This window comes from Opitutaceae bacterium (assembly GCA_041395105.1).
Classification (GTDB): domain Bacteria; phylum Verrucomicrobiota; class Verrucomicrobiia; order Opitutales; family Opitutaceae; genus B12-G4.
This window is the reverse complement of record JAWLBB010000001.1, coordinates 1,017,561-1,043,018: the sequence shown is the minus strand read 5'-3', so window position 1 is coordinate 1,043,018 and position 25,458 is coordinate 1,017,561. Positions and strand designations below refer to the sequence as shown.

23 protein-coding genes are annotated in these 25,458 nt (G+C 55.5%); 2 read left to right on the top strand and 21 right to left on the bottom strand.

The window, feature by feature from the left end:
* Nucleotides 1–539 precede the first annotated feature (539 nt).
* Nucleotides 540–896, top strand: coding sequence for a DUF3147 family protein (locus tag R3F07_04080; protein MEZ5275543.1), 357 nt, complete (start codon nucleotides 540–542; stop codon nucleotides 894–896).
* A gap of 312 nt (nucleotides 897–1,208) precedes the next feature.
* Here R3F07_04080 and R3F07_04075 read toward each other — a convergent pair whose 3' ends face one another.
* The 8 genes from R3F07_04075 to R3F07_04040 all read right to left on the bottom strand — a co-directional run bounded on the left by R3F07_04075 (nucleotide 1,209) and on the right by R3F07_04040 (nucleotide 12,346).
* Nucleotides 1,209–2,246, bottom strand: a complete 1,038-nt coding sequence (locus R3F07_04075; protein ID MEZ5275542.1) for an ankyrin repeat domain-containing protein — start codon at nucleotides 2,244–2,246, stop codon at nucleotides 1,209–1,211.
* A gap of 308 nt (nucleotides 2,247–2,554) precedes the next feature.
* Nucleotides 2,555–4,804, bottom strand: a complete 2,250-nt coding sequence (locus R3F07_04070; GenBank protein MEZ5275541.1) for a cation-translocating P-type ATPase — start codon at nucleotides 4,802–4,804, stop codon at nucleotides 2,555–2,557.
* 158 nt (nucleotides 4,805–4,962) lie between these two features.
* Nucleotides 4,963–5,337, bottom strand: a complete 375-nt coding sequence (locus R3F07_04065) for a P-II family nitrogen regulator (protein MEZ5275540.1) — start codon at nucleotides 5,335–5,337, stop codon at nucleotides 4,963–4,965.
* An 11-nt stretch (nucleotides 5,338–5,348) separates the two neighbouring features.
* Nucleotides 5,349–8,456 (bottom strand): CusA/CzcA family heavy metal efflux RND transporter, encoded by a 3,108-nt coding sequence (locus tag R3F07_04060; GenBank protein ID MEZ5275539.1) that lies wholly within the window; start codon nucleotides 8,454–8,456, stop codon nucleotides 5,349–5,351.
* An 18-nt stretch (nucleotides 8,457–8,474) separates the two neighbouring features.
* Nucleotides 8,475–9,578: an efflux RND transporter periplasmic adaptor subunit gene (locus R3F07_04055; GenBank protein MEZ5275538.1), complete on the bottom strand. Its 1,104-nt coding sequence runs from the start codon at nucleotides 9,576–9,578 to the stop codon at nucleotides 8,475–8,477.
* Nucleotides 9,579–9,589: 11 nt separating this feature from the next.
* A complete protein-coding gene (locus tag R3F07_04050; protein MEZ5275537.1) occupies nucleotides 9,590–10,864 on the bottom strand; it encodes a TolC family protein in 1,275 nt (424 codons plus the stop codon).
* Between the two features lie 105 nt (nucleotides 10,865–10,969).
* Nucleotides 10,970–11,389, bottom strand: coding sequence for a hypothetical protein (locus R3F07_04045; protein MEZ5275536.1), 420 nt, complete (start codon nucleotides 11,387–11,389; stop codon nucleotides 10,970–10,972).
* 555 nt (nucleotides 11,390–11,944) lie between these two features.
* A complete protein-coding gene (locus R3F07_04040; protein ID MEZ5275535.1) occupies nucleotides 11,945–12,346 on the bottom strand; it encodes a heavy metal-responsive transcriptional regulator in 402 nt (133 codons plus the stop codon).
* Nucleotides 12,347–13,017: 671 nt separating this feature from the next.
* On the opposite strand from R3F07_04040, the gene R3F07_04035 reads away from it, so the two are divergent.
* Nucleotides 13,018–13,482, top strand: coding sequence for a hypothetical protein (locus R3F07_04035; protein ID MEZ5275534.1), 465 nt, complete (start codon nucleotides 13,018–13,020; stop codon nucleotides 13,480–13,482).
* Nucleotides 13,483–13,652: 170 nt separating this feature from the next.
* On the opposite strand, the gene R3F07_04030 is transcribed toward R3F07_04035, so the two are convergent.
* The 13 genes from R3F07_04030 to R3F07_03970 all read right to left on the bottom strand — a co-directional run bounded on the left by R3F07_04030 (nucleotide 13,653) and on the right by R3F07_03970 (nucleotide 25,209).
* Nucleotides 13,653–14,120, bottom strand: a complete 468-nt coding sequence (locus R3F07_04030; GenBank protein ID MEZ5275533.1) for an arsenate reductase ArsC — start codon at nucleotides 14,118–14,120, stop codon at nucleotides 13,653–13,655.
* A gap of 9 nt (nucleotides 14,121–14,129) precedes the next feature.
* Complete coding sequence (gene arsB / locus R3F07_04025) at nucleotides 14,130–15,182, bottom strand: ACR3 family arsenite efflux transporter (protein MEZ5275532.1); 1,053 nt, start codon at nucleotides 15,180–15,182, stop codon at nucleotides 14,130–14,132.
* A gap of 866 nt (nucleotides 15,183–16,048) precedes the next feature.
* Nucleotides 16,049–16,258: a hypothetical protein gene (locus tag R3F07_04020; protein ID MEZ5275531.1), complete on the bottom strand. Its 210-nt coding sequence runs from the start codon at nucleotides 16,256–16,258 to the stop codon at nucleotides 16,049–16,051.
* A gap of 7 nt (nucleotides 16,259–16,265) precedes the next feature.
* Nucleotides 16,266–17,324: a tyrosine-type recombinase/integrase gene (locus R3F07_04015; protein ID MEZ5275530.1), complete on the bottom strand. Its 1,059-nt coding sequence runs from the start codon at nucleotides 17,322–17,324 to the stop codon at nucleotides 16,266–16,268.
* Nucleotides 17,299–19,299: an SNF2-related protein gene (locus tag R3F07_04010; GenBank protein MEZ5275529.1), complete on the bottom strand. Its 2,001-nt coding sequence runs from the start codon at nucleotides 19,297–19,299 to the stop codon at nucleotides 17,299–17,301. Before R3F07_04010 ends, R3F07_04015 begins: the two co-directional genes overlap by 26 nt.
* Before the next feature lie 475 nt (nucleotides 19,300–19,774).
* Nucleotides 19,775–20,098, bottom strand: a complete 324-nt coding sequence (locus tag R3F07_04005; GenBank protein ID MEZ5275528.1) for a hypothetical protein — start codon at nucleotides 20,096–20,098, stop codon at nucleotides 19,775–19,777.
* Nucleotides 20,099–20,174: 76 nt separating this feature from the next.
* Nucleotides 20,175–20,630: a hypothetical protein gene (locus tag R3F07_04000; protein ID MEZ5275527.1), complete on the bottom strand. Its 456-nt coding sequence runs from the start codon at nucleotides 20,628–20,630 to the stop codon at nucleotides 20,175–20,177.
* Nucleotide 20,631: 1 nt separating this feature from the next.
* A complete protein-coding gene (locus R3F07_03995; GenBank protein ID MEZ5275526.1) occupies nucleotides 20,632–21,012 on the bottom strand; it encodes a hypothetical protein in 381 nt (126 codons plus the stop codon).
* Nucleotides 21,005–22,654, bottom strand: coding sequence for an AAA family ATPase (locus R3F07_03990; protein MEZ5275525.1), 1,650 nt, complete (start codon nucleotides 22,652–22,654; stop codon nucleotides 21,005–21,007). Before R3F07_03990 ends, R3F07_03995 begins: the two co-directional genes overlap by 8 nt.
* Nucleotides 22,655–22,856: 202 nt before the next feature.
* Nucleotides 22,857–23,048 (bottom strand): DUF2997 domain-containing protein, encoded by a 192-nt coding sequence (locus R3F07_03985; GenBank protein ID MEZ5275524.1) that lies wholly within the window; start codon nucleotides 23,046–23,048, stop codon nucleotides 22,857–22,859.
* A 2-nt stretch (nucleotides 23,049–23,050) separates the two neighbouring features.
* Nucleotides 23,051–23,584: a hypothetical protein gene (locus tag R3F07_03980; protein MEZ5275523.1), complete on the bottom strand. Its 534-nt coding sequence runs from the start codon at nucleotides 23,582–23,584 to the stop codon at nucleotides 23,051–23,053.
* 14 nt (nucleotides 23,585–23,598) lie between these two features.
* On the bottom strand, nucleotides 23,599–24,597 hold the full coding sequence (locus R3F07_03975) for a hypothetical protein (protein ID MEZ5275522.1): 999 nt from the start codon (nucleotides 24,595–24,597) through the stop codon (nucleotides 23,599–23,601).
* 477 nt (nucleotides 24,598–25,074) lie between these two features.
* A complete protein-coding gene (locus R3F07_03970) occupies nucleotides 25,075–25,209 on the bottom strand; it encodes a hypothetical protein (GenBank protein ID MEZ5275521.1) in 135 nt (44 codons plus the stop codon).
* Nucleotides 25,210–25,458: the final 249 nt, after the last annotated feature.

The window sequence follows — 25,458 nt, the reverse complement described above, 5'->3', positions numbered from 1 at the left end:
GGAGCGAGGTGCCCGGGCCTGTAGGCCCTGGTCCTCGCGCCCAACGCCGGCCACGAGCCCAAAGCAACTCTGCCCGAAGGGTTTGGACAGAAATAACCACGGTGCCGCGTTCCATCCCAAAGGGAAAGCCCTACAGGGATACCCCATTTGGGATGTGCCTTGCGGCGTGGCCTTTTCTGACCAAACGACACATTTCATCACTTTTAAGACAGCCTCTAAGAACGCGTTGCTTCCCGGCAGAACCTCCGTATTTACCTTCTCGACCTGAACCAGTGGAATTCGCTGTGTAGTGCCAACTCATCCGTCGTGTCGGCGTTCTAAACGATTCTTCTTCATCCACTCGCCAGTTTCCTCTACCCTTCCACAGATGGTCCCACTCAGCGGGATAGTCGTTTCTTTCGTGTTTGATCATGCTTGGTTCTCCGATAGGGGGACTTTCATTTCATTTACTACGTGCCCAAGCTGGGCGCCCACAAACCGCTGCAAGCAACGACAACTAGCCCCGCCCCACCTGACCTCTGACGTTCGACCAAAAAACAATGCTCCTACTCCTCATCAAATATGCCGTGACAGCGTTTATCATTGTCGCAGTTTCCGAAGTGGCAAAGCGGGCTGATCGTTTGGGCGCACTCTTGGCAGCTTTGCCTCTGGTGACCATCATGATTATGATATGGCTCTACATCGAAGACCAAGAGATAGGCAAAATATCTAATCATGCTTATTATACATTTTGGTATGCCTTACCAACATTGCCCATGTTCTTACTCATGCCTTGGATGCTAAATCGCGGGCTAGGTTTTTGGACATCACTTGGCGCAAGTATCTTTCTCACGGTTTTATGCTTTGTCATTACGGCATACGTTATGAAGCGTTTCGGAGTATCGCTTATTCCATGAAAATCGAAATGAGGAACCAGGCGCTATCAAGGAAGCGAGATCTTCCCTTGCAGTCGCCATGGCTCCGCTCTCGATACCCGCGCTGACTGAAGACCAGACGACGAATCCAATTCAGACCGAATATTGTTCATTATCAGACTACAAGTTGAAGAACCTTGGTTTCCCCATAAACAAGAGCATAGAGAGAGATTCTGGAGGAATGCGAAGACGGCAATATCAATGTCGATGTTAGTCATGCCAACTGCCATATATGATTGAGATCATCCCGCTTCCTTAATGACACAGAAGATGCAGTACAAGCGTGCGCTCCGACTATCTGTTCCATTCCAAAAGAACTCGGGCAACAACGGCGTGACCGTTGTCTTCTGCCAGTATCCAAGCTGTTGCGCCATTATTCATGGTCAAATTCTCGTCGGCTCCCGCTTCCAGAAGAATCCTGACAATTTCAGCATTCCCCCGAGCAGCAGCGGTCATAAGCGCCGTAGCCCCAATCTTAGTCACTGCATTTACATCCGCACCCGCTTTCAGAAGAGCGGAAACGATCGAGACGTTATCATTCTGACTTGCCATTATGAGTGCGGTGACACCATCGCCGGTAACTGCGTCAATTCTTGCTCCTGCACCAATAAGAGCCTTGGCAACCTCCAACCTGCCATAATTTGCCGCTAAAATTAGAGCTGTCGCCCCATTGTTTGCCGCCGAATTCAAGTCTGCCCCTGCTTCAATCAACATTCTGACGACTTTGAGCTTTCCCTCCTCAGCCGCCAACATCAACGAAGTTGCGCCATCATTCGCCGCAACATCAACGTTGCCTCCGTTCTTCAACAAGATCGTCACCGCCGCGACTCGGCCACTCTGAGACGCCCACATGAGTGCTGTCCTTCCACGACGATCAGCCAGTCGTGGATCAGCCCCCGCTTCCAATAGAGTCTCTACAATCTTGGTATACCCAAAGAATGCGGCCGCCATCAGCGGCGTTCGACCGTCGGCCAATTGAGCGTTTACGCCAGCACCCGCCCTTAACAGAATCGCAACAGTTGACGCATGACCCTCTTCGGATGCCGCCATTAAGGCCGTGGTTCCGTCTCTAGCAGCCGCACCAGGATCAGCCCCTGCCTCCAACAAGATCTTCATGACCTCAATCTGGCCCGCAGCAGAGGCGAACATCAATGGCGTACGACCGTCGGCATTCGATTCATTCACATCGACGCCAGCACTCAAGAGGTCACGAACGATCTCCGTTTGGCCAAGATACGATGGAAGAGTCAGATCTGTTGACTCCCTATTGCCTAAAGCATCCAGTGCCGTGAGGAACTGTAAGCCAAGTGCGATCGCGATTGAAGATACCATTACAGATCTCGTAATCATCAGCTGATATGAATTCCGTGTATCTGATACGTTGACTGATACTGAGATTTTTGAGCCCTGATTGGGTCAAACTCCATCGATGGTTGACCACCTCCCGGAATTTCGGCCCTACGGACCCCTACTGAAAACCCAAGTTCGATCGGAAAATCGATGCCCCCAAGCCAGCTACCAACCAAAGAACTGAGGTACGGAGTCGGCGTATCCCGTTCTTGGACACTCTTCGTTTGAGCAGCGAAACGGCACTTTTGGGGATTGTCGTTACGAATCATAATTCCAGAAGATGGGGTGGCTTAGTTTCTTGGCATCAACAAGCGGAGCGAATTTGCGATCACCAGTAAAGTGGCACCAGTGTCAGCGAGGATGGCGAGCCAGAGGCTGGTGTAGCCGAGCACCGCAAGGACGAGGAAGACGGCTTTGATCGCCAGAGCAAAGGCGATGTTGAACTGGATGATGCCCAAGGTGCGACGTCCGAGCCGGATGGTCTCGGCGACTTTGCTCAGGTCGTCTTTCATCAAGGCGATGTCGGCGGTCTCGATGGCGGTATCCGTGCCGGCCGCGCCCATTGCGATGCCGACGGTAGCGGCGGCCATCGCCGGGGCGTCGTTCACGCCGTCGCCGATCATGCCGACATGCGTATGCTCGGCGAGCAACGCGCGGATGCGGGCGACTTTGTCGTCGGGTAGAAGATCGCCATGGGCTTCGTCGATGCCGGTTTGCTCCGCGATGGCGTCGGCGGTGCGCTGGTTGTCTCCACTGAGCATAACGACGCGCTCGATGCCTGCGGTGTGCAGGTCGCGGATAGCTTGCCCGGCGTTGGCTCGGATGGCGTCGCCAATGGCGAGGATGCCGAGGACTTCGCCCTGGCAATCGGCGTGGGGCCGGTGTCCGACTACGACGACGGATTGGGCACGGCTTTCGATTTCGGCGAGCTGGCGTTCGAGACTCTCGGAGCAGACGGCCAGTTCGTGGGTGAAGCGGTGGTTGCCCACGAAGTAATTGTGGCCATCAATCTCCGCTTCGGCTCCGCGCCCGGTGCGCGACTGGTAGTTCTCACCGCGCGGAAACTCGGTGCCGCGTTCCTTTGCATAGGCGGTGACGGCCTGGGCGAGCGGATGATCGGAGTGCGTGTCGATGGCAGCGGCGATGCGCAGGATTTCGTCCTCGGATTTTCCGCCAAGTGCGGTGACGGCGAGGACGCGCGGGCGGCCTTCGGTAATGGTGCCGGTCTTGTCGAGCGCGAGCGCGCGCAGACGGCCGATGGACTCAAGGAACGCGCCGCCCTTGATGAGCACGCCGCGCCGGGCCATCGCGGTGAGTCCGGAAACAATAGAGACAGGCGTGGAAATGACCAGCGCGCAGGGACAGGCAATGACGAGCAGCACGAGCGCACGATAGGTCCATGTGAACCAATCGCCGTCGAAAGCGATCGGCGGCACGAAGAAAACGAGTAGCGCAAGCACCATCACAGCAGGCGTGTAGTATTTCGCGAAGACGTCGACGAATCGCTGCGAGGGCGCTTTCTGCGACTGCGCCTCCTCGACGAGGTGGATGATTTTCGCGAGCATCGTGTCGGTGGACGCCTTGGTGACTCGGGCTTCGAGCGAGCCTTCGCCGTTGATTGTCCCGGCGAAAATGGTGTCGCCCGGCTTCTTCTCGATGGGCATGGATTCGCCGGTGATGGGCGCTTGATTGATGGCCGACGCACCGCTGGTGACTTCGCCATCGAGCGGCACGCGCGCGCCGGATCTGATCGCGATCACCTCGCCGATTTCCACCTGCTCGACCTGCAGTTCTTCGAAAGTGTCGCCTCGCTTCACGAGCGCCGTGGCGGGCGTGAGATCGAGCAGCGATTCGATGGCGCGCCGCGCCCGCTGGACGCTGAATGCCTCCAGCATTTCGGAGAGCGCGAAGAGGAAGACCACGGCGGCAGCTTCCGCCCATTCGCCGATGATGGCCGCGCCGATGACGGCGACGGTCATGAGCAGATTCATATCCGGCGAAAACCGCCGCACAGCTCCGACCGCCTTCGGAAAAATGAACCAGCCGCCTGAGACGATCGCGCCGATGAAGAGTACGACCGCCAACCACTCCGGCCCGAGCCCCGTCCAAAGCACGACCAGTCCGAGCGTCGCAAGGACGGCGGAAAGTCCGACCGAGATAGCCCGTGCATGCTGGGCGGCACTCGCACCGTCGTTATCGCGCGGAGCGTCCGCGGGTTCCGCTTTCAAACCCACCGCGCCGATGGCTTCGATCAAGGCCCGCTGGCTAACGCGCTCGTCGTGGGCGATGGTTACTTTCTCAGTCACCACATTAGCCCGCACTTCGCGAACGCCTTCCATTGGCCGTAGCGCCTTTTCGATCAGCGCGACTTCCTCCGAGCAATCCATCCCCTCGACGCGCAGGTTGATCTGGATATCCCCTGCGACACCCTCATTCAATACCGTTCGCTCCTTCACAGGTCTGCCGTAATCGTGATCATCGCAGCAGTCGTGGCCGTGCTCCCCGTGGTGGTTCCCTTTGAGGTGGTCGTCGTTATTCATCCTTTTCTTGGGTTTGCCGCGCACGAGCAACAGGAGTAAAGCGGCGGAACGAGGCTAGTGATCCAGGCGCGTTCAGCGGGCTCTACGAATCCAAGACAGATGCCCGAGGCATGGAACCTTCAGCGCTCGAATGCTCATAAGGCGCGGGGTATCTGCCCTTAAGATTCAGTCGTTGGATCGTTCAGCGGAACGGATCTTGATGGTCTCGCTTCAGGATCCTCCTGTATCCGAATACTGTAACCAATATCGCTGACGAAGATCCGACCATCACCCCGCAGCCCGGTGTGGGCCGCTCGATGGATCGCCTCCACCACCGCGGATTCAAGCTCGGCGTCGCAGACAACTTCGACCTTAACGTGTTTTACGTAGCCGGACACGTCGGAACCGGAAGCATGGCCGGAACTCATCTCTTTGCTTCGACCAAAACCCAGCACGTTCGAGAAGCTGGCCCCTTGGAGTCCTTTGATCCTGTGCAGTGCATTTGTGACTTCGTCGCGCTTGATAGCCTTTATGTATGCCTTGATTTCCTTCATATGATGATGGTTTAGGATTCAATTTCGGGATTGATGGCGAACCACTTGTAGAGGGCGGGCACCACGAGGAGGGTGAGCAGTGTCGAACTGACGAGGCCACCGGTGACCACCAGCGCCAGCGGTCGCTGCACTTCGCTGCCCGTGCCATTCGCGAGAAGGAGCGGAAGCAAACCGAGGCCGGTCGTAATGGCAGTCATCAAGACCGGCCGGAGTCTCCGGCAAGCCGCTTCGACCGAGGCCGCTCCGATTTCCATGCCTTCGCGAAGCAATTGGTTGGTATAGGTTATGAGGACCAGGCCGTTACCCAGAGCGATACCAAACAAGGCGATGAATCCTACCGTGGCAGGCACAGAAAGGTTTTCTCCCGCGATCCAGAGCGCGGCGACACCGCCAACGAGCGCCAACGGGATGTTCAAGAGGATAAGCATGCTATTCCGCAATGAATCCAACGCGGCATAGATCATTAGGAGAATGAGCAACAGAGTAATGGGGATAACAACCGCGAAGCGCCTGTTTGCTTCCTGCTGCAACTTGTAGGAACCGCCCCAGGTGGTCAGGTATCCAGCTGGAAGGTCGACCTGATCAGCTATCGCTTTCTCCGCGTCCTCCACGAAACTGCCGATATCCCTCCCGCTCACATTGCATTGAATCGCAATAAAACGCTGGCTTCGCTCGCGCGTAATCTGGCGGGGGCCGATAATTTCCTCGACCGTGGCCACTTCATCGAGGGGGACCAGGGAGCCATCTGGGCTGCGGATAATTGTCTCACTGATCGCACCCAAGCTTGAGCGGTAGGCAGCCGGATAGCGTACGACGATTTCATACCTGCGAATGCCCTCGAAGATAAGGCCGGCCTCTGCCCCGCCAATGCCGGCCTGGATGACACGCTGTATGTCGCCCACATTCAGATTGTATCGGGCCGCAGCTCCACGATTGATCCGAATCAGCAACTGCGGGGACCCCGTTACCTGGTCGACCTGAACGTCACGCGCACCTTCGACTGACCCGAGTGACGCGGCGATTTCATTGGCCTTTCCAAGCAGGACGTCGAGATCTTCACCGAACAGCTTCACAGCGAGTTCGGCTTGCACGCCCTCAAGCAATTCATCCACCGACATCTCGATCGGCTGGGTATAGTTCACGACTACTCCGGGTGGGTCACCAATGGCCTCGCGGATTTGCTCAACCATCGCTTCCTGATCGTACGGCCGATGCCATTCTTCCGCAGGTGACAGGATTAGGTAGAGTTCTGCCGCATTGATCGGGTCGGCGTGCGCACCCACTTCTCCACGACCTATTCGTGTGACGATCTTTCTGACTTCTGGCACATCGAGAATTCGACGTTCGATCGCCTGTGTCATCTGCTTGGAAGTATCAATGGATATCGATGGCGCCATTTTAAGTTTCACGACGATGGTGCCCTCGTTGAGTTCGGGCGTGAATTCGGTGCCCAACTTCGGAAATATCCACAGCCCCGCTCCCAGCAGAAGAGTCGCCCCCAGCACAGCGATCCATCGATGGTTCACCAGAAAACCAACAACAGGCCGGTACGGGGCCTGCAATATGCGGACGATGAAACTCTCATTGGGTTGACTGGATCCATCGTCCAAGCCTTTCCGTTTTGGACCCCGCATCAGGAAGTAGGCCAGAGTCGGCCCTACGATCAATGCATAGATAAGCGCGCCACTCATCGCCAGGGCGATCGAGTAGGCCAACGGACGGAAGGTTTTGCCCTCGACTCCAGTGAGCGTAAAGAGAGGGAGAAAAACCAGAATTACAATGGCAACAGCAAAGCCGACGGGCCGCGCGACCTCACTGCATGCTCTGGAGACAACTGTCATCCTTGCCTCGTGGGGTGAAGCCGTCCTCAGATGCTGATCAACGTTCTCGACGACCACAATCGCGCCATCCACCAACATGCCGATGGCTATGGCAAGGCCTCCCAACGACATCAGATTCGCCGAGATTCCAAAATAGTACATCCCAAGGGTCGCAAACAGAACCGAAAATGGAAGGGCTGTCGCTACGACAATCGTCGGACGCAATCCGCCCATAAAAATAACGAGCACGAGAGCGACCAACAAGATTCCCTGGCCCAGTGCAGAAGTGACCGTCCTGACAGCTGACTGAACGAGTGTTTTCTGCTCATAATAGGGGACGATGGTCACCCCATCGGGCAGGCTTTCATTGATCTGGGCGATCTTCTCCTCAACCGACTGAATGACGGTTGACGCATTCGTCCCGAACAGCTTGATGACCTGGCCGGATACGACTTCCGCAATACCATCTTTTGTCTGAAGACCGCGCCGGATGGCAGCTCCTTCCTTCACCTCGGCCACATCGCCAACTGTAACCGGTATTCCATCGAAACTGCCCATCAGAATGGAGCGGATATCATCGAGTGAGGTTGCGAGACCAACGGACCTGACCACGTATTCCTCGTTGTTATTCTCGATGAACTGAGCGCCTATATTGAGGTTGTTGTCCTCAATGCGCTCAATGACCTGGCCGACAGTGAATCCGTACCGCTCCAGGGCGAGCGGTTCGACTTCGACGTGAAACTGCTTTTCAAATCCTCCGATACCGAGCACCTCGGTGACACCGGGAACGTTCTGTAGATTGAACTTGATTATCCAATCCTGAATCGATCTGAGGTCGGTCAACGAGTATTGGCCAGTGGTGTCCTCCAGATAATAAAAGAGCACCAGGCCCATACCAGTCGAAATGGGACCCATCGCGGGTTCCCCAAATCCGTCTGGTATGAACTCGCGGGCCTCGGTCAGGCGTTCGGCAACGAGTTGTCGACAGAAATAGATGTCCATGCCGTCTTCAAAATACACGTTGACGACAGAGAGTCCGAAGTTGGAGACCGACCGGATGTTCTCCACGCCCGGCAAGCCGTTCATGGAGGACTCGACTGGAAAAGTGACATACTTTTCGATTTCCTCGGGTGCCAGACCTTCGGTGACTGTAAAAATCTGAACCAGATTTGGAGACACATCGGGAAAGGAATCAACAGGAAGCTTCGTATAGCCCCAGAACCCGGCTGCCATCATGAACAGCCCCAGGACGACGACGAGGAGACGTGAGTGTAACGCAAATTCGACTAACCGTTTCATGGCGAAAATCCTTTTGTTCTAATGACCGTGACCATCGCCGAAGTCTTCCTTCTGCGAATCGGCCTTGAGGAAAAATCCACCTTTGGCGACGTAGAGTTCGCCGGGTTGGATACCTGTTCGGATCTCGACGTTTTCGGTGTCCGTTCGCCCGAGCGTAACCACTCGTGCTTCGAACCCGTGACCATCTTCTGATTGCACGAAGATGACAGACTCCCCATCCATGGAGATAACTCCTGAGCGGGGGACCATGGCTGGCACCTGATGAGCGTCCAGCAGGACATTTCCAATTACGAAGAGTCCCGGGCGATAGGTTCCGTCGGGGTTTTCCAATTCGGCACGAACAAATCCAGTCCGGTTCGATTCGTCGATGACAGGACCCACATACGAGATCTCGCCTTCAAGTTCCTCGTATTCGTGTCCGGCAGAGATGCGAAGTGCCTGTCCATGGTGCACTTTAGGTAAGTCGCGTTGGTAGACCCGAAGATCCACCCAAATTGTCGACGTGTCTGCGATAGTATAGGCGACCTCGCCCGCGGATAGACTTTCGCCTGGCGTGATGTGAAAAGAAACCACAGTCCCATCCAGAGGCGCAACCAGCTGGAATGGTCGCAACGTCTCATTGCTTTCCATTTCCGCCAAAACTTCGCCCTGTGAAACACGATCACCGAGGCGCTTATTGATCGAAGTGACAACTCCACCGAAACGCGGACTGACATGCCCCATGGCGTTTTCGTTCATACGCACTTCACCCTGCAAACGAAGCTCGTCATGGATCGTTCCGGACGCTGCAGCCTCGACCTGAATGCCAAAGTCAAGCATGTCGGCGGGGGAAAGTTCGATCGGGCCACCATGTTCGTCGCCATGCTCACCCTCTCCTTCCCCGCGATCTTCATGGCCTTCTGAACCAATGTCATGACCATTGTCTTCGTTTCCAGTGCCATGAGCATCATGGTCATTTCGGGTTGCATGGGATTCATCGTGTCCATGTTCTTCGGCCGTTCCGTGGTCCGTCTGTGACTGAGCTTGGGCGCTCGATGCGAGACCCAAGCCAATGAGGAGCGATGTCAGGCAGAATGCGTGGCGCATGTATTTCGTTGATGAGTGGGATGTAATGGATTTCATTTTTGAAAGGGTTAATGGATTGGCTTCGCCGGGCGTGTGAGCATTTCGATTCGTGCCTGTGCGACGGTATAGCGAGTGACCGCATCAAGATAGATCTCACTGATCTCGAACAGCGTTGCCCGACTCTCCAGCACTGAGAGCAAGGTGAATTGCCCGCGCTCAAAACCTTCCTCTGTTTCCGCCATTGACCGCTCAGCTGCTGGGCGGAGACCTGTTTGCACGCTGCGGGCTTCCTCGGACGCTGCAGCCAGTTCCTGATAGGCGTCGGTCAGTTTGATGATGAGTTGGCGTCGCGTAGCCTCTCGTTCGTAGTCAACGGACCGTAGCTTTGCCCGAGCTGTGCGGATATTCCCCTGGTTCTTGTCGAAAAGTGGCCACGGGATCGCGATGCCGAGCACAAAAGCGGCATCGCCGCTTCCTTCATTGAAATATCGCCCTCCCCCAAAAACTTCGACATCCGGCGTGGCCCTTGCCTCCTCCAGGGTGAGCGACGCTTCCTGGATGCGCCTGTTCCCGTCGTATCTCGCCAGGAATGCACTTTGTGGCAGGATCGCTACCAGTTGCGCCAGCTCGGGCAGTTGTGCTTCCAACTCGACGGATCCGGTCACCTTGAACTCTGTACTGGGTGAATCGCCCCACAGAGCCGCCAGTCGGCCACGGGCTGCATTCAACGCCAGTCGTGCCTGCTTCAATGCAAATTCCTGCTGCTGCACGGCCAATCCGGCACGGGTCAGCTCAACTTGCGTGGAGCGGGCAGCATCAACCAAGCGAGCCGTCTCAGCTTCGCTACGCCTTGCGAGGTTGAGCTGTTCCCCTCGCAGATCGAGCCACTTCTGAGCGAGCAACACATCGACAAATGCGGACCGGACAGCAGTCTCGACTGCAGCGAGCCTGAGCTCGCGATCCCAAGCGACATTGTCCCGTAAGGTGCGGGCCAGCTCAGTTCGCTTGGCCCGCTTGCCTGCGGTCTCGATGAGTTGAGCCACACCGAGGGTGAGCTCCACACCCTGCACATCGCGATAATCACCCGAACCAAAGAAATTCTCTATGTCTGCTCCTACGACAGGATTCGGTCGAAGGCTGGCCTGTTCGACCTGACCCTCTGCTGCTTCCACTCTGGCTTCAAATCCCCGCAATTCGGGATCAGTGTCAATTGCCCGGTTCAGGGCGATTTCGTAACTGATGGTCGATTGACGGCTTGCGTCGAATTCTTGGGCAGAAAGAGCTCCAATCGGAGCACAAAGGAGAATGGATAGAACTTGTTTACGTTTTAATAGGCGGTGCATCAATGATCCTGATAAAAGTTGAGATGAACAGACCCTCTCGGAGGGTGCTGCATTCCGAAAAGCCATTCCCACGGAATGGATTTCGACCCTAACTCTATCAGGATATCAGATGCGCAGATTGACTACCTGCGCGACGAGAACACTCGTCGCCCGCACTACCGGCGGAGCCCGAAGCTGCACTGCTTTGGCAACTTCAAATAGGGGAAAAACCGGGTCAGCAGCCGTTTCTACGATGCCGCAGACCTGCGTAACGCTGGATATGGAATGAAACTCTCCAGCTCTAAACGCCGGAAGAGCTCCTCCAATGAGTTCGACGTCCAAACAGGGCTCAGACCCGGAAAGACAAGAAAAATCGGACAGTCCATTGTTGGACCCAGCCTCACAACGAAAGCCGCCTGCCACACCCGATTCCGTATGAACAATCAGGTTCTGATGGATGCACAGAAGTAACCCGCCGTACGCACCAAAAACCGCGTTCAGCGCAAACAGGCTTGAGAGCCATATTGTGATTACTTTCTTCGGCACTAAGATAGTTACCAACTGTGACTATGCCATTTTGTCAAGAGCTACATCGGCGATTCACTCAATTTTCAGAGACTCTCAATCCCCGGAGGTATTGATCCCCAATGGTCGAGGGTTACTGGACTCTGAACCAGCCACGTCTACTTGATCCAGTGTTCAATCCGCAATTTGCAGAACGAGTGGCGTCCTAAACTGGGTGAACCTAGCTGGCCTATCCCAGCGCATCTTGGAACTGCCAAAAGCATTCGACACAGAGGTCCGTCCGTTACATCGCACCAGCACTCCCAGATGAGTGAGCCTTTCCAACGCATGTTACTTTCTGCTTGGCAGTCACTTGGGGGCCAACTACTGCCGATCGCGGTCTGGTGGTGGGATTCGGACTCGCTAGAGGTTCCACCACCGAAGTATTCGGACTGTCGTTAAGCGTTCATTCTGCGTTTGGTCCCCGTCCCGCCGCCTTCGGAGCGCTTGGCCAGTCCCGAATCATAGGGAGTGAACTCTGAATCGGGTAATATATTGGCACATTGTACGTCTTACGGTTTGTCCGTTTGCTGAAACCTATTCCAGGCTCGCACTGAACTGCCACAGAGCTGGGCATTTCCCGTCAACAAGCCCGGCACGACATGCCTTTTGCATTTCGACCAAGTTCGCTTCGAGTCGGCGCATTCGGCCAATCCTCGACTCGATGACCTCCAATTTCTGGTCGATCATTTTCTCGACATCTGCACAGGCCTCACCGGGCACTAGATTGAGATCCATCAGCTTTCTGATCTCTCTCAATGTGAATCCTGAATCCTTGGCTGATCGGACAAATTTTAGGCGCATCAGAGCGTCTTCATCAAAATCACGGTAGTTGTTGTCGCTCCAGCGATACGCTCGCGGCAAAATGCCCTCCCGCTCATAATACCGGATGGCTTCCACGCTGACACCCGCCTTTTTCGATAGCTCGCCGATTGTCATTGCCCAAAAACTGAGTTTGACCCTGAAGTATGCTACAGGGTGTAGAGTTTCCACATGAAATCAAGGCGAACCCTCTGGTTCATCGGTGCGGGGCTAACATCCGCCTTTGCGGCCTCCCTCTGCTGCATCGGACCGGTCGTCATGCTTGCCGTTGGCTTAGGAGGATTCGCGGCGGCATCCTGGTTTGCAGCCTACCGGCCGTTGCTTCTCGCCCTTACCTTTGGTCTTCTCGGAGCCTCGTGGGTACTGATTCTGCGATCCAGGAGCAGTTGCGCGGCAGGCGAATCGTGCTCCACAAAAGCTCCACCCAAGCGAACTACGGTGACCCTACTCTCAATCGCCACCCTCCTCACCGTCGGACTCGCAGCCTACCCCTGGTTTGCAGAGAGAGTGGCCATCACAGCTTCCGATAGCCAATCGATGATGCATTCAAGAAAAGGAGCAGAATCCGATTCAATCAGGTTTTCCATCCCTTCAATGGACTGCGCGGCCTGCGCAACCATGATAGCGTCAACGCTCCGCAGAGAAGATGGAGTATTGGCGGCAGAAGTCACCTACGCGGACAAGGAGGCCGTCATACTGTTTGATCCTGCGGTGACAGACCTCCCCCGTCTTCGCTCTGCTATCAGGGCCACAGGCTTTCCTCCCGACAACGCTCCAGAAAACCATCCATGAAAGATTGCTGGCAGAATTCAGAAACCGAGACGAAAGGATCACAGAAAGCTGAATGCCCCTCGTGTAAGGCAAAAGGGAAATCAGTCACCCCTCGCTTGCTCAAGCACCAACTCAGGCCGTTTTTCATTGAAAGTGTCTCAGCAGATAAGGCCTACTACTTCTGCCCATCCCCGGAATGTGAAGTCGCCTACTTCTCTGCCATTGGCCGACGGTTCGAAACTCGCGAGCTCCGCCAATTAATCACCCAGAAAACATCGGGACCCGAACGGCCGCTATGCTACTGCTTTGGATTCACCGAAGGCATGTTGCGGGATGAAATTGGTGCGAACGGCAACACAACAATTCCAGGTCGCATCAAGGCGGAAATCAAGGCCGGCAACTGCGCCTGCGAGATCCGCAATCCCCAGGGATCCTGTTGCCTCGGCAACGTCGCCGCCGCGGTCAGAGCAACCTCTGAATAGACTGCGGATCCGGCAACTGCTGAAACTCAAGGTCGCACCGTAGAGTGGGGCTTGATGCCTTAGTAGAAAAGCTCTGACTGAATGGGCGCAGCAGAAGGTAGGATCGCCCAGCATTGGAAATTCGCGGCCAATCTTCAATCCATTGGATCTCATCTCAATCCGGTGCCGGTTCAACCATCGACGACAGGGGGCTTGGTGGTGGCGAATGCGGCGCCCTCTCGCAATCCGACTGCATAGGCGTCGAAGATACGTTTCATCTCGTCTCGCACTTTGCGAAACTCGGCTGTGATTTCGTTCTCTAAGCCCACATGATGACTCGGGTCTGAAAAGCCCCAATGATGACGGTTCACTTTCCCTGGAAATGTAGGGCAGGTATCGTCTTCATTTCCGCAAACGGTGATGACCGTGGTAATCCGCTGTTTGAGGAACTGATCCAAATGCTTCGAGGTCTGCCCTGAAATTTCGATGCCTATTTCGGCCATCGCCGCGATTGCACGTGGATGCACTCCGCCAGAAGGCTTAACCCCTGCACTATGTACATCAACGATGTCGCCCGCTGCGGCTCGCAGCAAACCTTCAGCCATTTGACTGCGGCAGGAGTTTCCAGTGCACAGAATGAGAATGGAAGGTCTCGACATGATCAAGTATCAGGGGACTGGGTCGAACTTCCGACGAAACCGTAGAGCTACATGCACCAAGCCGATCAAAACCGGCACTTCGATAAGCGGTCCAACCACGGTCGCGAAAGCCACAGCCGAGTTGAGACCGAAGACCGCGATGGCCACCGCAATCGCCAACTCGAAATTATTGCCCGAAGAAGTAAAGGCCAGGGTTGTCGCGCGCGGGTAGTCGGCTCCGAGTTTCTTGGCCATGAAGAAGCTGACGAAGAACATCAGAACGAAGTAAAGCGTCAATGGAATAGCGATGCGCAGCACGTCGAGCGGTAGGTCCACGATGGCCTCACCCTTGAAGGTAAACATCACCACGATGGTGAAGAGCAATGCCGTCAGTGTGATCGGCGAGATACGCGGGATAAACTCCTGATCATACCACTCTTCACCCTTAAGCGGCACGAGGATCACGCGGCTCAACACACCGGCGGCAAAAGGAATGCCCAGATAGATCATCACGCTCCAGAATATGTCCTTCATCGCTATCTCGACGACACGGCCTTCGAGACCGAAATACGGCGGCAACACAGTGATGAAGACCCACGCGAACACGCTGTAAAAGAGGATCTGCGCTATGCTATTGAGGGCGACCAAACCGGCGGCGTATTCGCGGCTGCCTTTGGCAAGTTCGTTCCACACGAGCACCATTGCGATACAACGGGCGATCCCGACCAGAATGAGCCCCACCATATAGTCCGGCCGATCGCGCAGGAAAATCACAGCCAGCAGGAACATGAGCACCGGGCCGACAATCCAGTTCTGCACCAACGACAAACCAAGGATTCGGGTGTCGGCAAAGACCTTCGGCAACTGCGAATATTTCACCTTCGCCAGTGGAGGATACATCATGAGGATCAGGCCGATGGCGATGGGCTGGTTGGTCGTGCCCACTGTGAGCGGAGCGAAAAACGCCGCTGGGTCGGTGATCACGAACTGGCCCAGGAGAACCCCGAGTCCCATGGCTGCGAAAATCCAGACCGTCAGGTAACGGTCGAGAAATGACATGTTCTTGGCGACAGCTTCTGACATAAGAGGAATGGATTAGGAGTCTGGCGGACTTAGCGATTGTCTGAGCTAGAATCCTGTATTTGCAGACGACGGCGCAGAATCTGTCGAATACGCAACGCAGCATGCCTTCAACAGCCTATCTTGGGTGCACGTTTCCTAAGTCCGACAGGCCCTTAGCCCGGATATTTCGTAAAAAAGTATCGCGTGCTTGATTAACCGCTGATAGTCAGTGGGTAGCAAATAAACAAACCAACCACGCAATGAAGAGAATGTGCCTCAAGGGCGTCGGGTTATCAAGAGTAAATGGCCGCAAGTATGAGGGATAGTCCGGCCGGCCCCCCTAAGCACCAGAAATGTATGTAAAGCGGTGTCTTCCCACCCAGGTGAAAGCGAGAATTCGCCACATGCCAACAAACCATCCCCCGACTCTGATGCTCGTGGGTGTGGTATTGAAAGCGGTTCATATCGATGGAGCATCATCGCTTATTCAGACTACCTGTGCCTCAACCAATCGAACAAACTCCAGGCGGCACCTGCCGCGAGTAGACCGACGCAGAGAAGGGATCCTGAGGAAATTTGGAAATAGCCATCATTCTCAAGAGCGCGGTGCCTGACATATCCAAAGACGCCAGTAACTGCCATTGTTGCAGCACTCAAGCCCAAGGCCAGATTACGACGCTCGCGCTGTTCACGAATTAGGCGCTTACGCTCTATGTACTTTGGGGTTCCTGAGGTGCGGGAACGTGAGGGTTTTCGGCGACCCTTTTTTTTTGGCATTTTCAAGTCAGGGGTATAAGATTGGACTATTCCCAAGTGGGTTTGAGGGAGGGGCGTGGTTCTTGGTCTCCACGTCTCAGCAAGAGCCGCTGCATTTCTGCGTGTAGGTTTCACATCGCGATAATCTTTTCGTCGAACCACTCGAAACGCTTCTGGCGTTTGCGAAGCAACTGCGGATCAAAACTGCATTCTCGATCACGTTCCACCGCTTCCTGTTCGGCCATAAAGTCATTTCGAAACCAAACCATACCTGCTTCCACAACCGACTCAAGGTGCTTGTCAAACCAAGGGCTGCTGAGTTCGCTATCGAACTTGAACACACCCCACTTATAGGTCTCTTCCGACAGTGTAGACCTTCGTGGTCTCTTCGCTCCGATGTCCGATGAGGCGAGCGACAGAGGACAGATCCACTCCCGCCAGGCTGAGGCGAGTTGCGAAAGAGTGCCGGAAGCAATGGAAGCACTTCCCTGAAACATCCGCCTGCTTCAGGAGGCGTCCAAACTGCACCGACAGCTGCGGCCGGGCTGACGGATCAATCGCAACAACCCGTTCGACTGGAAAGACAAACTTTGGGCTAAGAATCGGGATCTTTCCGAGCAGATCGAAGAGGATTCCCCCTCCAATCAGAGGATCGTTCATGGGAAGGGCCACCCTTGCCCCGCTCTTCCTCGTCCAGACGATGATCTCAGTCTCGGTAAACTGGTCCCATTCCAAAGTGCAGACGTCGACCATCCTCATCCCGGTCCAATAGGAGAATTGAGCGGCATAGGCCCAGAAACCTTCGGCTACCCCTGTAATCCTCGCGAACTCCTCCGGGCTGATAGGCTGACGCACCCTAGGCTCCTTCTGAGCATGTGACAGCCTTCTCATGTCGATGGCCACCCGTTTCTTCCCGGCTGGATTCCCAATCCGGAGGCCATGCTCAAGTGCCCATTCAAACATGCCACGAAGTGCGCTGAGTCTGGACTTCCGGGTAGCCAGAACGGTCTCATCCTCAGCGTTGATGAACCGATCGATGTCCTCTTCGGTGACCGCCCCGATCATGGTCTCGCTAGTCCCACAGACCCTCACCCATTGGTTGAGCATAACCTTCGTATGCTCTACTGTGGCGGGCGACCTTCCCCGAAGTCGCATTGACTTCAGGTATTCCACCACCGCGTCCTCACAGCTGAGCTTCTTGTTGGCCATGAGGATCGAAATCGCCCGATCCCTCAGTAGGCCAGCTTCCCCCGCCATCTGGATAGTCTCAACCCCTGAATCACTGGCGATTCGGACCGCATCTTCCCTGTTAGTGGCACCTGTCCCGATCGACCTCTCGCGACCGTTGGCGTCTCTGACAATTACCGAATAGGTGCCTCCTCTATTCTTCCTGAGCCTTGTTCTCATACTCCGATCTTCTGTGGATTACAGATCGTCTGATGGCATCCCTGAGCCGGGGCCATTGCTCCTCACACTCATCTTCAAACGGAGACTCGCCAACGTCACTCCAGGACGTGATCGCGTCGGCAAGGACTTCCTCCATGTCCACCGGTATGAAGCTCCTCGGAATTCGCTCCCCATGCAGGCAAATTCTGGCTGCGTCATCCTTCATGGCGACCGTGTCGAACATCATCGACTCGATGGTGTGGTCGCAGAGGACACAGTAGATCTGGGACCCACGGCTGGTCACCCGGTCTACACGACCGATTGCCTGGGTGAATGAACCCGGGGTGTATTCGATGGACGAAATGACGAGCGTGCTGCACTGGTCGAACGAATAGCCCGAGGCACAATTGATGCCCATTAGCATGACCCTCGCCGCCCCCGCCTTGAACTGTGCCGCCTCCCTAGCCTTTTCCGATTTCGTGGAGTCGATTCTGGAATATGGGACACCACATTCTTCAAGCCTGCGCGCGACCTCGTGGGTGATACCGATTCGGGAGTTTACGATCACCACCTGCTGACCTTTCGCCAACGTCGATTGCACAAGCTCAAGGACGGCGATCAGTTTCGGGTTGAAACTCGACCGCACAACCGGACCACCGTGTTCAGCATCGACATTCGCAGGGTCGGTGCAGACCGCCCGCAGCCTGTTGGCTTGTATCCCAGCTGCTATGCGCTGGTCGCGATACCGCCTACCATCAAGCCTGCGGATATTCCCGGGGTCCATGAAGTAGCCGTAGAGCCGCCGTTGCCCCTTACCCATCTTAACTCGGATATCCCGAATGATCGGCGGCACGTAGACCGGCGAACAGTCCTGCTTGGCGATGAATGCCATCGTCGGCTGAAGCAGTCTCAGAAGGCGAACCGGAGAAGCAATGACTGGTGACGACCGTTCGCACCTCCCCCGCCATCGTGCGTTGGCCCGTCGATTCAGCTGCTCACGGGTATAGTCGCGTTCCATCGAGGTGAATTGCGCGGCAAACCGGCTCTCATCCTCCAGTCGATAGGGCCACGCCGCATTAGCGCACCCTCCCCTCCACCACTTCGGCACACATAACCAGCCCATGACAGGGAAGAGATCACGGACCGTGTTGGGAATGGGGGTTGCCGAGAAAGCAAACCGGTAACGCGCCTCCAACTGAACGAAAGCCCTCGTCCGATTAGATGAGGAGTTCTTGCAATACTGAGCCTCATCCAGACAGATCATGTCGAAGGAATCTCCTATCAATGTCGCCAACGAGGGCCGGGCAACGCATCGAATCCCACTGACTCGTTCCCCCACTCCCGCGATAAACTCGTACCCGCCACCCGATCCGGAACCAGGGACCTTCGCCTTAGCAAACAAGACTGCATCGCTCCATTTTGGAAACCCGTAACAATCGGTTGGGATATTCTCAACGGCCTCGTTCTGGAACATGGCCTCGTAGTAGGTGAGGTAGACACCCGCTGGTAGCCCGCCGCCATTTTGTCGTATGATCCTTTCGTAGTCCTCCTTCCTAAACAGCTCGAAGACTCGGAGGAACGGAGCGAATCTTCGCAACTCTGACAACCATTGACTGGTGGTGTGCTCGTCTCCCCTGATGGTGCCTTGCGGTGCGACGATCAGGGTCCGGTCAGCTCCCTTCAGGGTGATCATGGAGATGGCGATGAGCGTCTTGCCCACGCCTGTCTCCCCCACGGCATATCCGTAGTCCTTGATTCCCATCCGGGCGATGTAGTCCCGTTGACCGGAGAGGTAGGTGAATCCACCCATCTCCTCAATCGCAGTGAGAACACTGAGGTTTTGTTGGAACTCATCAGTGTGTGTCTCGGCAATCGTCTGGATTTCCGGCCTCTGGAATACATCCCAGATCCTGGTGTCAGCGATATGGTCAAGGTTGTCGTCTTCCGGGTGGCCAAGGAACTGCTTGCCGTTCTCAAACACGAGCTTCCTATCCACGCCTCGCAAAGAGCACATATGCCGAACCACGTGATTTCCTCGTCCCTCTTCCCAATGCACCCGCCTGCGCACAAAAGTCTTCACAAAGACATATTCCTTCAGAACAACTCTGTAACTCCGGCCTGCTATGAAGCCGAACTGTGAGGTCGTGCAAGTCAGGCTGCTTCCACTCTCAACTTCACCAATGAGTGCCAGATCACCCGCCGGCATCAAGGGAGCCCGATCCGTATCGGTTTGATCGAGCACTTCGGCAATTGCCTGAAAGCACCTAGGTTCAATCGCAAAACGACCACTGTTAATCCGCCTTCGGATGTCCCCCAGGTGCCCCGACTCCATCGATAGCGAAACTGGTGTCCGCCCTCCGATCATAAAAAGGAATCCTCGGTCCGCGCTATCGAACCCTCGGTCTTCCATTCGCCTTCTGCCGGTTGGAGCCCTAATCTCTCCGCTCGACGTCAGGAAGATATCGCAATCCTCACGTGGTAGACCTTCTATCATCGGCTTCCATCAGCGCTGAATAGACGTTCCAATAGGGTTCTTCCAGCGGTCTGGACCTCACCGAATCCTTAAAGTTCGGATAGTCGATAGTGGCTATACGATCGTGAAGAATCATTGCCACTTTTTCTTTGGGCAGGGAGCACCGGTAGAGATAATCGCGATTCGGGGTATGCTCGATATGAACATCTGGCCCCACAATCAACTCAAGGTGACCACGCCGACGTGCTCTTACGAGCAGATTGGTTTTCTTGTAGCTGTCTTCTACAATGCTAAAGAAGCAGTCGTTGAATTGTATCCACATATATGTACTTTTATTAGAATTGCCCCACGCTGGGCGTTCGTCATCAGGTCAATTGCAAGAGATCCCTTGAGGCGATTCATCCGCACAACCTGAGTTCAGCGATTACCTCTGACCTTACTCGGACACGAACATCAGCTACCCGCCGATCGATCTCCGCATCGATGAGTTGCCTGACTCGATCTCCGAAACCAGGTGTGACCGATTCGAACACCTCGCTTTCACTGGGAGGTCTGGAAGGACTTGAATCGGCCTTTTCAACCTTTCGGTCAGACTGGGGCTCGTTGTCCTTAACCGTAGGTGTTTGTGGTCCTTCGGTCTTCCCGACACTGAAGTGAGACCAATCGCCGCTCTCCAATGCAGCATTGATCTGACTATTCAGCTCCTCTTGCTCTTCTGCGTTACTCTTCACAGCCCAAATCGCTACGTTCGGTCGGCCGTGCGTTTCACGAACGTAGTTGTTTATCAGCTGCTTCTTGTCGTCAGACAGTTTCTTCAATGTGGAGAATATCTCCGGAGTATCTTTGCTATTCATATCAATTCCTTCCTCCTAATCTGTTCTTTACATATTCTGACCATCTTTGCTGGTCCGTCTTGATTTCCTTGGCCGGCTTGAACCCGATCATCTTCATGTACGGCGCAATAATCCTGTTCAGTTCCGACCCTGATCGATGTTCGGCTATCGCCCGAAACCGGGGGTCAGAGAAAGAGGCGCCGAACATCCCATCGTGATCAGTGGCAAAAATGACGATCACAAGGGTCTGATCTCTGATCGCGACAAATGATGCCGTTCCCTTCGTTCTCTTCTTCTGCTTCAGAAAGGCTTCGGCCAAATGAAGCCTGATGAGGCCCGTTAGTACCTCGCGTGCGGAGAACGATACACGAGGACTCAGATCCTGAATCCTGAACTCAGACATCGATTGTTCTCATGTTCTTGGGTGCTACTTGCTGCGTGATGTTACTCGCCCGACCAGCGGTCTGGGTACGACCCGAACACCACTGACGTAGGCGATTCATCTCTTCCTTCATTGTGGTGGAAATCGGTGTCGTGCGCCCCACAGCCTCCACCATGGAGCCAGTGGTCGGATCTTCATCCTTCCACGCCACGAACTGGATCCCTTTCTTCACGCTCTTCTCGATCTCCGCCCCTGTGTAGCCGTCACTGACCGCAGACAGGGTCTCGATATCAAACTCATCCACATTGAGCCCTTGCTTGCCCAGGTGGATTCTCCAAATGATCTCCCTTTCCTTTTCGTTCGGGAAGTCCACGAAGAAGAATTCATCAAATCTGCGGAGCAGTTCCGGCTTGAGGACAGTCATGTCGTTGCATGTGCCGATGAAGTAGACTCCATCGAGCCCGGATTCCATTTCGGTGAGCAACTGCCCGAACATTCCTGAAGTCGTGCCACCGTCGGTCCTTCCCGACGACTCCACCCCTGCCAGCATTTTCTCTATCTCGTCCATCTGACAGACACAGGGTGCATTCGCCTGCAGGAGCTTGAGGACATTCCTCATGTTCGTCTCCGATTCGCCGACGATCCCGCCTTTGAGCTTGGATACATCCAGCCGGTAGAGCGGCAGTTTCAGGATGCTCGCGGTAACCAAGGCACCGAGCGACTTCCCTGTTCCCGGGGGACCGGTAAGGATCACCCCTCTTGATCTGAGGTTGGGGTACCGCGCCTGCACCTCGGGTCGGCGAAGGCCACGAACCTGATCGCAATGGTCGATGTAGTTCTCCAGCCCTCCGATGTCATCCCTTGTCACCGTGATCGGGACAACCTCCAACAGCCCGGACTGCCGGATATTCTGACTCTTCTCCTCGGCCAGGACTACCGGAGCAAACGCCTTGCCCTGGACGGCTGAGATACTGATCGAATTCTCGACCTGCAATGTTGTCTGCCCTTTCAGGGAGTCGTAGGTGTGGATCAGATCCTCATCCTGAGGACGCTCAAGCTTCGGATTCTGCTCGATCAGTCGGTTGATAATGACATCGAAGTCCGCCTCGGTCGGGAGCGGGAAGTCGACAATCGTGATCTCCCTTTCCAGCTCGGGCGGGATGATCTTGCGACACCCCAAAAGGATCACCGTTTTCTGCTGGCCGCGGCAGTGCTCAAGCAGATCCTTGATCTGCCTCACATGCACAGCGTTGGTCGGCTCGATGAACATGTGATAGTCCTTAAGCATGATGACCGAGAACGGGTTGAGCTGTTCGATTGCTTCGAGGACCCCAAACTCGTCCTGCAGTTCGGGATCCCAATACTCATCGCTCTCCGGCCGAGGCAAACGCATCAGTCCCTTGGTTACAGACCAAGTGAAGACCGCGTATTCATTCTTCAGTTCAAATACTGCATCCGCGATAGCAGCCTGAACCCTGTTTTCCTCATAGGTGAGGACATCAAGGCAAGCGTAACCTGCCCGGATCCAATTTTTCAGTTGTTCTTTCATTGAGCCCTTTTGCTCTCGTTGACTTCCATCATTCCCCATTTGGGCGCATAAACATTCAGCTTCTGTCACTTTCCCGGTGGTCTGTTGAAGTGCCTGCGTTCCCAGCCGTAGCACTCTCGGTTGCTCGCCGACGAATAGACCACCTCTCCCGATGACAGGTGGACCTCCCACTTCTGCCTATCGTGGTTGAATACGATATTGGAGGCTCGGGTCGTCCTCATCTCGCCCGGTACGATCTGAGCGAGTGTATCATCGTGCAGAAACCGCACATCCCCCGTGGCCAAATCGCAGTGAATTATCAGCTGCATGGGGCTTCTCATTCACGCGCCCGGATGAACTGCGGCTGTTCCCTCTTTACCACTTCGCGTTTGGCCACCCGCTTGTCGACCATGCCAAGGACCTCCTCGAACGGGCGCGTGGCTACTTCACACTGCTTACCCTGAAAACCATGGGCTTCGATCTTTGTCGCCCCTGTCTCCAGGTCACACTCGATGATGATCGTCTTCATGATCAAACTTCGCACTGCACCCAAAGGCGCGACGCGTTCTCCTGTTTTGTCTCCCGGAACGGAAGTCGGTTCTTCACTCTCGTCCAAATGGAGGCATTAACTGCCTGCCACCTGCCGTTTCGTGCCCTCATCTCGTGGCTACCACCATTGACCCGATGCATGGAGGCTCGGATTCCGCGCCGTCGCGCCTCTGCGTACGACTTGTGGGCGGCGTAATAGGCCTTCAACTTCGAGAACTCCCCGCCCAGGACTTCACCAACCGGCCGCGTGTTGTCCTCCTTCGGGCCGCCGTTCTTGTAGGTGTAGAAGTCAGTCGTCAGACTGATCTTCCCGTCCTCCTTGCTGACATTTACCGCAACGTCGTAGTGGATCCCACCACGGATGACGCAGTCGCATTCCTTACGATTACCGCCATATCCGAGAGCAATCTTCTCATCAAGCAGGAGGCAAGTCCTCCCGTTTCCCAATTCCTTGAGCGCCGCCTCAATCGTCTTGAGAGAGACAAACTCAGTTCTGATATCTGACCAGTGTGACATACTATCCTTTTGTTTTATGCTGACCGCTGCCGTGATTCTTCAGTGTCTTCGGTGCTATCAAGATCCAGGATTCGGGTTCCCCCTCCCCTGAGACGGGCTGCCACGTTCTGGATGGTGTCAGCGACCTCACGGGCATCGTGAGAGGCAAACTGCCTCAGTTCAGCTGACGCCCGCAGATCGCGCGCCCGGTAGGCGGTGAGGCCGCGGGCTCTTTCGATGACCTCGTTGATGGCCGGGTCATTGGCCACGTTGAGAGCGCCGGCGTTATCGCACAGTTCGGCGATGTTCGTCGTGAGCGTCTCAAAGATTCGTGGATTCTCCCTGGAGAGCACGGTCGCCATGTTGGCCACCAATGACAGGAGTTGGTTCGCCAATGAGAGGGAACTCTCCTGCATCCGCTGGTACAACCGGCTCTGCGCTTCCTCCCGCAGCCGATCCCTTTCCTCTTGGGAGATTGAAACCGGCAGGTCATCCGGATTCACCGAGATTACCTCGAAGTCATCCATTTCGTAGAGCCTGAGGAATTCCTCCCAGGTGGGGTACTGATCGGCGTCATACCAATCACCCAGAGCATAGGGGGCCACTCGCGCCATCAGTTCCCATGGGGTGAACGCTGTGATGGTTTCCTCCCGGTCCCGAGTCTCAACCGTGTAGGTGAAGGGCTCCCCGTCCTGGGATGTGTCTCCCAATCGGGTGACGGCACTTCGCAGCGTCTGCTTCCACGCGACGAACTGCTCACGGAACCTCTCAAGCCTTCCGCCGGAGACATTCATCGCCCTGTGCCTGCCCCACTGGCTGGTGTTCATCGTATACCACCTGCGGATGGAGTTCCGAACCTGGTTGATCTCCCCGAAGAAGGCTGATGCCTGATCTCGGGAGTAGAGAGGTTTCGTCACCGAGGCCGTGCCCGACGATGCATGCTTCATCCGATCGACCTCCGCACCTACGTTCGCGTCTTTGACCCGGTGACCCGGCGACGGAATGCTCAAGTCAATGATCCTGATCGAATCCACAGCCCGACTCAGTTGGTCTTGTTGTGTCTCGCTCATGACATCAAGCCGCGCGAAGGACACTCATGTCCACGATCGGCGAGGGTTTCGGGGACCGTTTCCACTGTGAGTAACGGAAACGGGCCACCTCTGCCATGCAGGCATGGAAGGCACAGGTTCTGTTCCTTCCAACGCCCCGAAGTCCTGTCGCTCGATCAGTGAAGATCATGTTGACCCGGAATCTCGGTTTCTTGCGGCGACCCGTCACGACGACCTCCGACTTGAATGATCCAAGATCCTCATAAGCGATCTCAGAGTTCAGGCCACCAACTTGGTGACCACGTGCCTTGTAGATAAGACCCATCTTCTGCCTTTCGTTCTGTGCCCTGATGACTGCCTCAAGGGTGAGGCTTACCCCGCGCCACCATCATCAGGACGTTTGCGGGATTGCTGACCTCGCCCACGGTCGGATCAGGTCTCGGTCAGGTCTTTGGGGGGCCCTCAGTTGTCGCCGACCGAGATCGCCTTAACGATCGACTCGGCTCCGCGTTTGTAGACGACGACCGCAAGCAGTTCGTTTGAGACGTAGACGGCCCAAAACCGAGTCCGCTTGTAACGCCGTATCTCGATGTTCATCCCTCCAACTCTCGGGCCAGACGCATGCGCTCCATCGCTTGCTGAGCAGCTTGGATGATCTCGGCCGAACTTATCACTCCCGGTCGGCCCGGTTCCTTGAGCGTACCGTGAGTCGGACCCTTCAGCGTCCTTTCATCCCGGATCAATTTGAGTCGGTCGAATTCCGCCTGAGTAACGGGATCTCCACGTGCTCGACGCACCTCCCCCACCAGCTCGGAGCAGGTTGCCCGGAGGCTGTCCAACCCCTGC

What these genes read in the sequence shown, in the direction of transcription:
- R3F07_04080 (MEZ5275543.1), top strand. Translation starts at nt 540, where the DNA reads ATGCTCCTACTCCTCATCAAATATGCCGTGACAGCGTTTATCATTGTC.
- R3F07_04075 (MEZ5275542.1), bottom strand. Translation starts at nt 2,246, where the DNA reads ATGGTATCTTCAATCGCGATCGCACTTGGCTTACAGTTCCTCACGGCA.
- R3F07_04070 (MEZ5275541.1), bottom strand. Translation starts at nt 4,804, where the DNA reads ATGAATAACGACGACCACCTCAAAGGGAACCACCACGGGGAGCACGGC.
- R3F07_04065 (MEZ5275540.1), bottom strand. Translation starts at nt 5,337, where the DNA reads ATGAAGGAAATCAAGGCATACATAAAGGCTATCAAGCGCGACGAAGTC.
- R3F07_04060 (MEZ5275539.1), bottom strand. Translation starts at nt 8,456, where the DNA reads ATGAAACGGTTAGTCGAATTTGCGTTACACTCACGTCTCCTCGTCGTC.
- R3F07_04055 (MEZ5275538.1), bottom strand. Translation starts at nt 9,578, where the DNA reads ATGAAATCCATTACATCCCACTCATCAACGAAATACATGCGCCACGCA.
- R3F07_04050 (MEZ5275537.1), bottom strand. Translation starts at nt 10,864, where the DNA reads ATGCACCGCCTATTAAAACGTAAACAAGTTCTATCCATTCTCCTTTGT.
- R3F07_04040 (MEZ5275535.1), bottom strand. Translation starts at nt 12,346, where the DNA reads ATGACAATCGGCGAGCTATCGAAAAAGGCGGGTGTCAGCGTGGAAGCC.
- R3F07_04035 (MEZ5275534.1), top strand. Translation starts at nt 13,018, where the DNA reads ATGAAAGATTGCTGGCAGAATTCAGAAACCGAGACGAAAGGATCACAG.
- R3F07_04030 (MEZ5275533.1), bottom strand. Translation starts at nt 14,120, where the DNA reads ATGTCGAGACCTTCCATTCTCATTCTGTGCACTGGAAACTCCTGCCGC.
- arsB (MEZ5275532.1), bottom strand. Translation starts at nt 15,182, where the DNA reads ATGTCAGAAGCTGTCGCCAAGAACATGTCATTTCTCGACCGTTACCTG.
- R3F07_04015 (MEZ5275530.1), bottom strand. Translation starts at nt 17,324, where the DNA reads ATGAGAACAAGGCTCAGGAAGAATAGAGGAGGCACCTATTCGGTAATT.
- R3F07_04005 (MEZ5275528.1), bottom strand. Translation starts at nt 20,098, where the DNA reads ATGTGGATACAATTCAACGACTGCTTCTTTAGCATTGTAGAAGACAGC.
- R3F07_04000 (MEZ5275527.1), bottom strand. Translation starts at nt 20,630, where the DNA reads ATGAATAGCAAAGATACTCCGGAGATATTCTCCACATTGAAGAAACTG.
- R3F07_03995 (MEZ5275526.1), bottom strand. Translation starts at nt 21,012, where the DNA reads ATGTCTGAGTTCAGGATTCAGGATCTGAGTCCTCGTGTATCGTTCTCC.
- R3F07_03985 (MEZ5275524.1), bottom strand. Translation starts at nt 23,048, where the DNA reads ATGAAGACGATCATCATCGAGTGTGACCTGGAGACAGGGGCGACAAAG.
- R3F07_03980 (MEZ5275523.1), bottom strand. Translation starts at nt 23,584, where the DNA reads ATGTCACACTGGTCAGATATCAGAACTGAGTTTGTCTCTCTCAAGACG.
- R3F07_03970 (MEZ5275521.1), bottom strand. Translation starts at nt 25,209, where the DNA reads ATGAACATCGAGATACGGCGTTACAAGCGGACTCGGTTTTGGGCCGTC.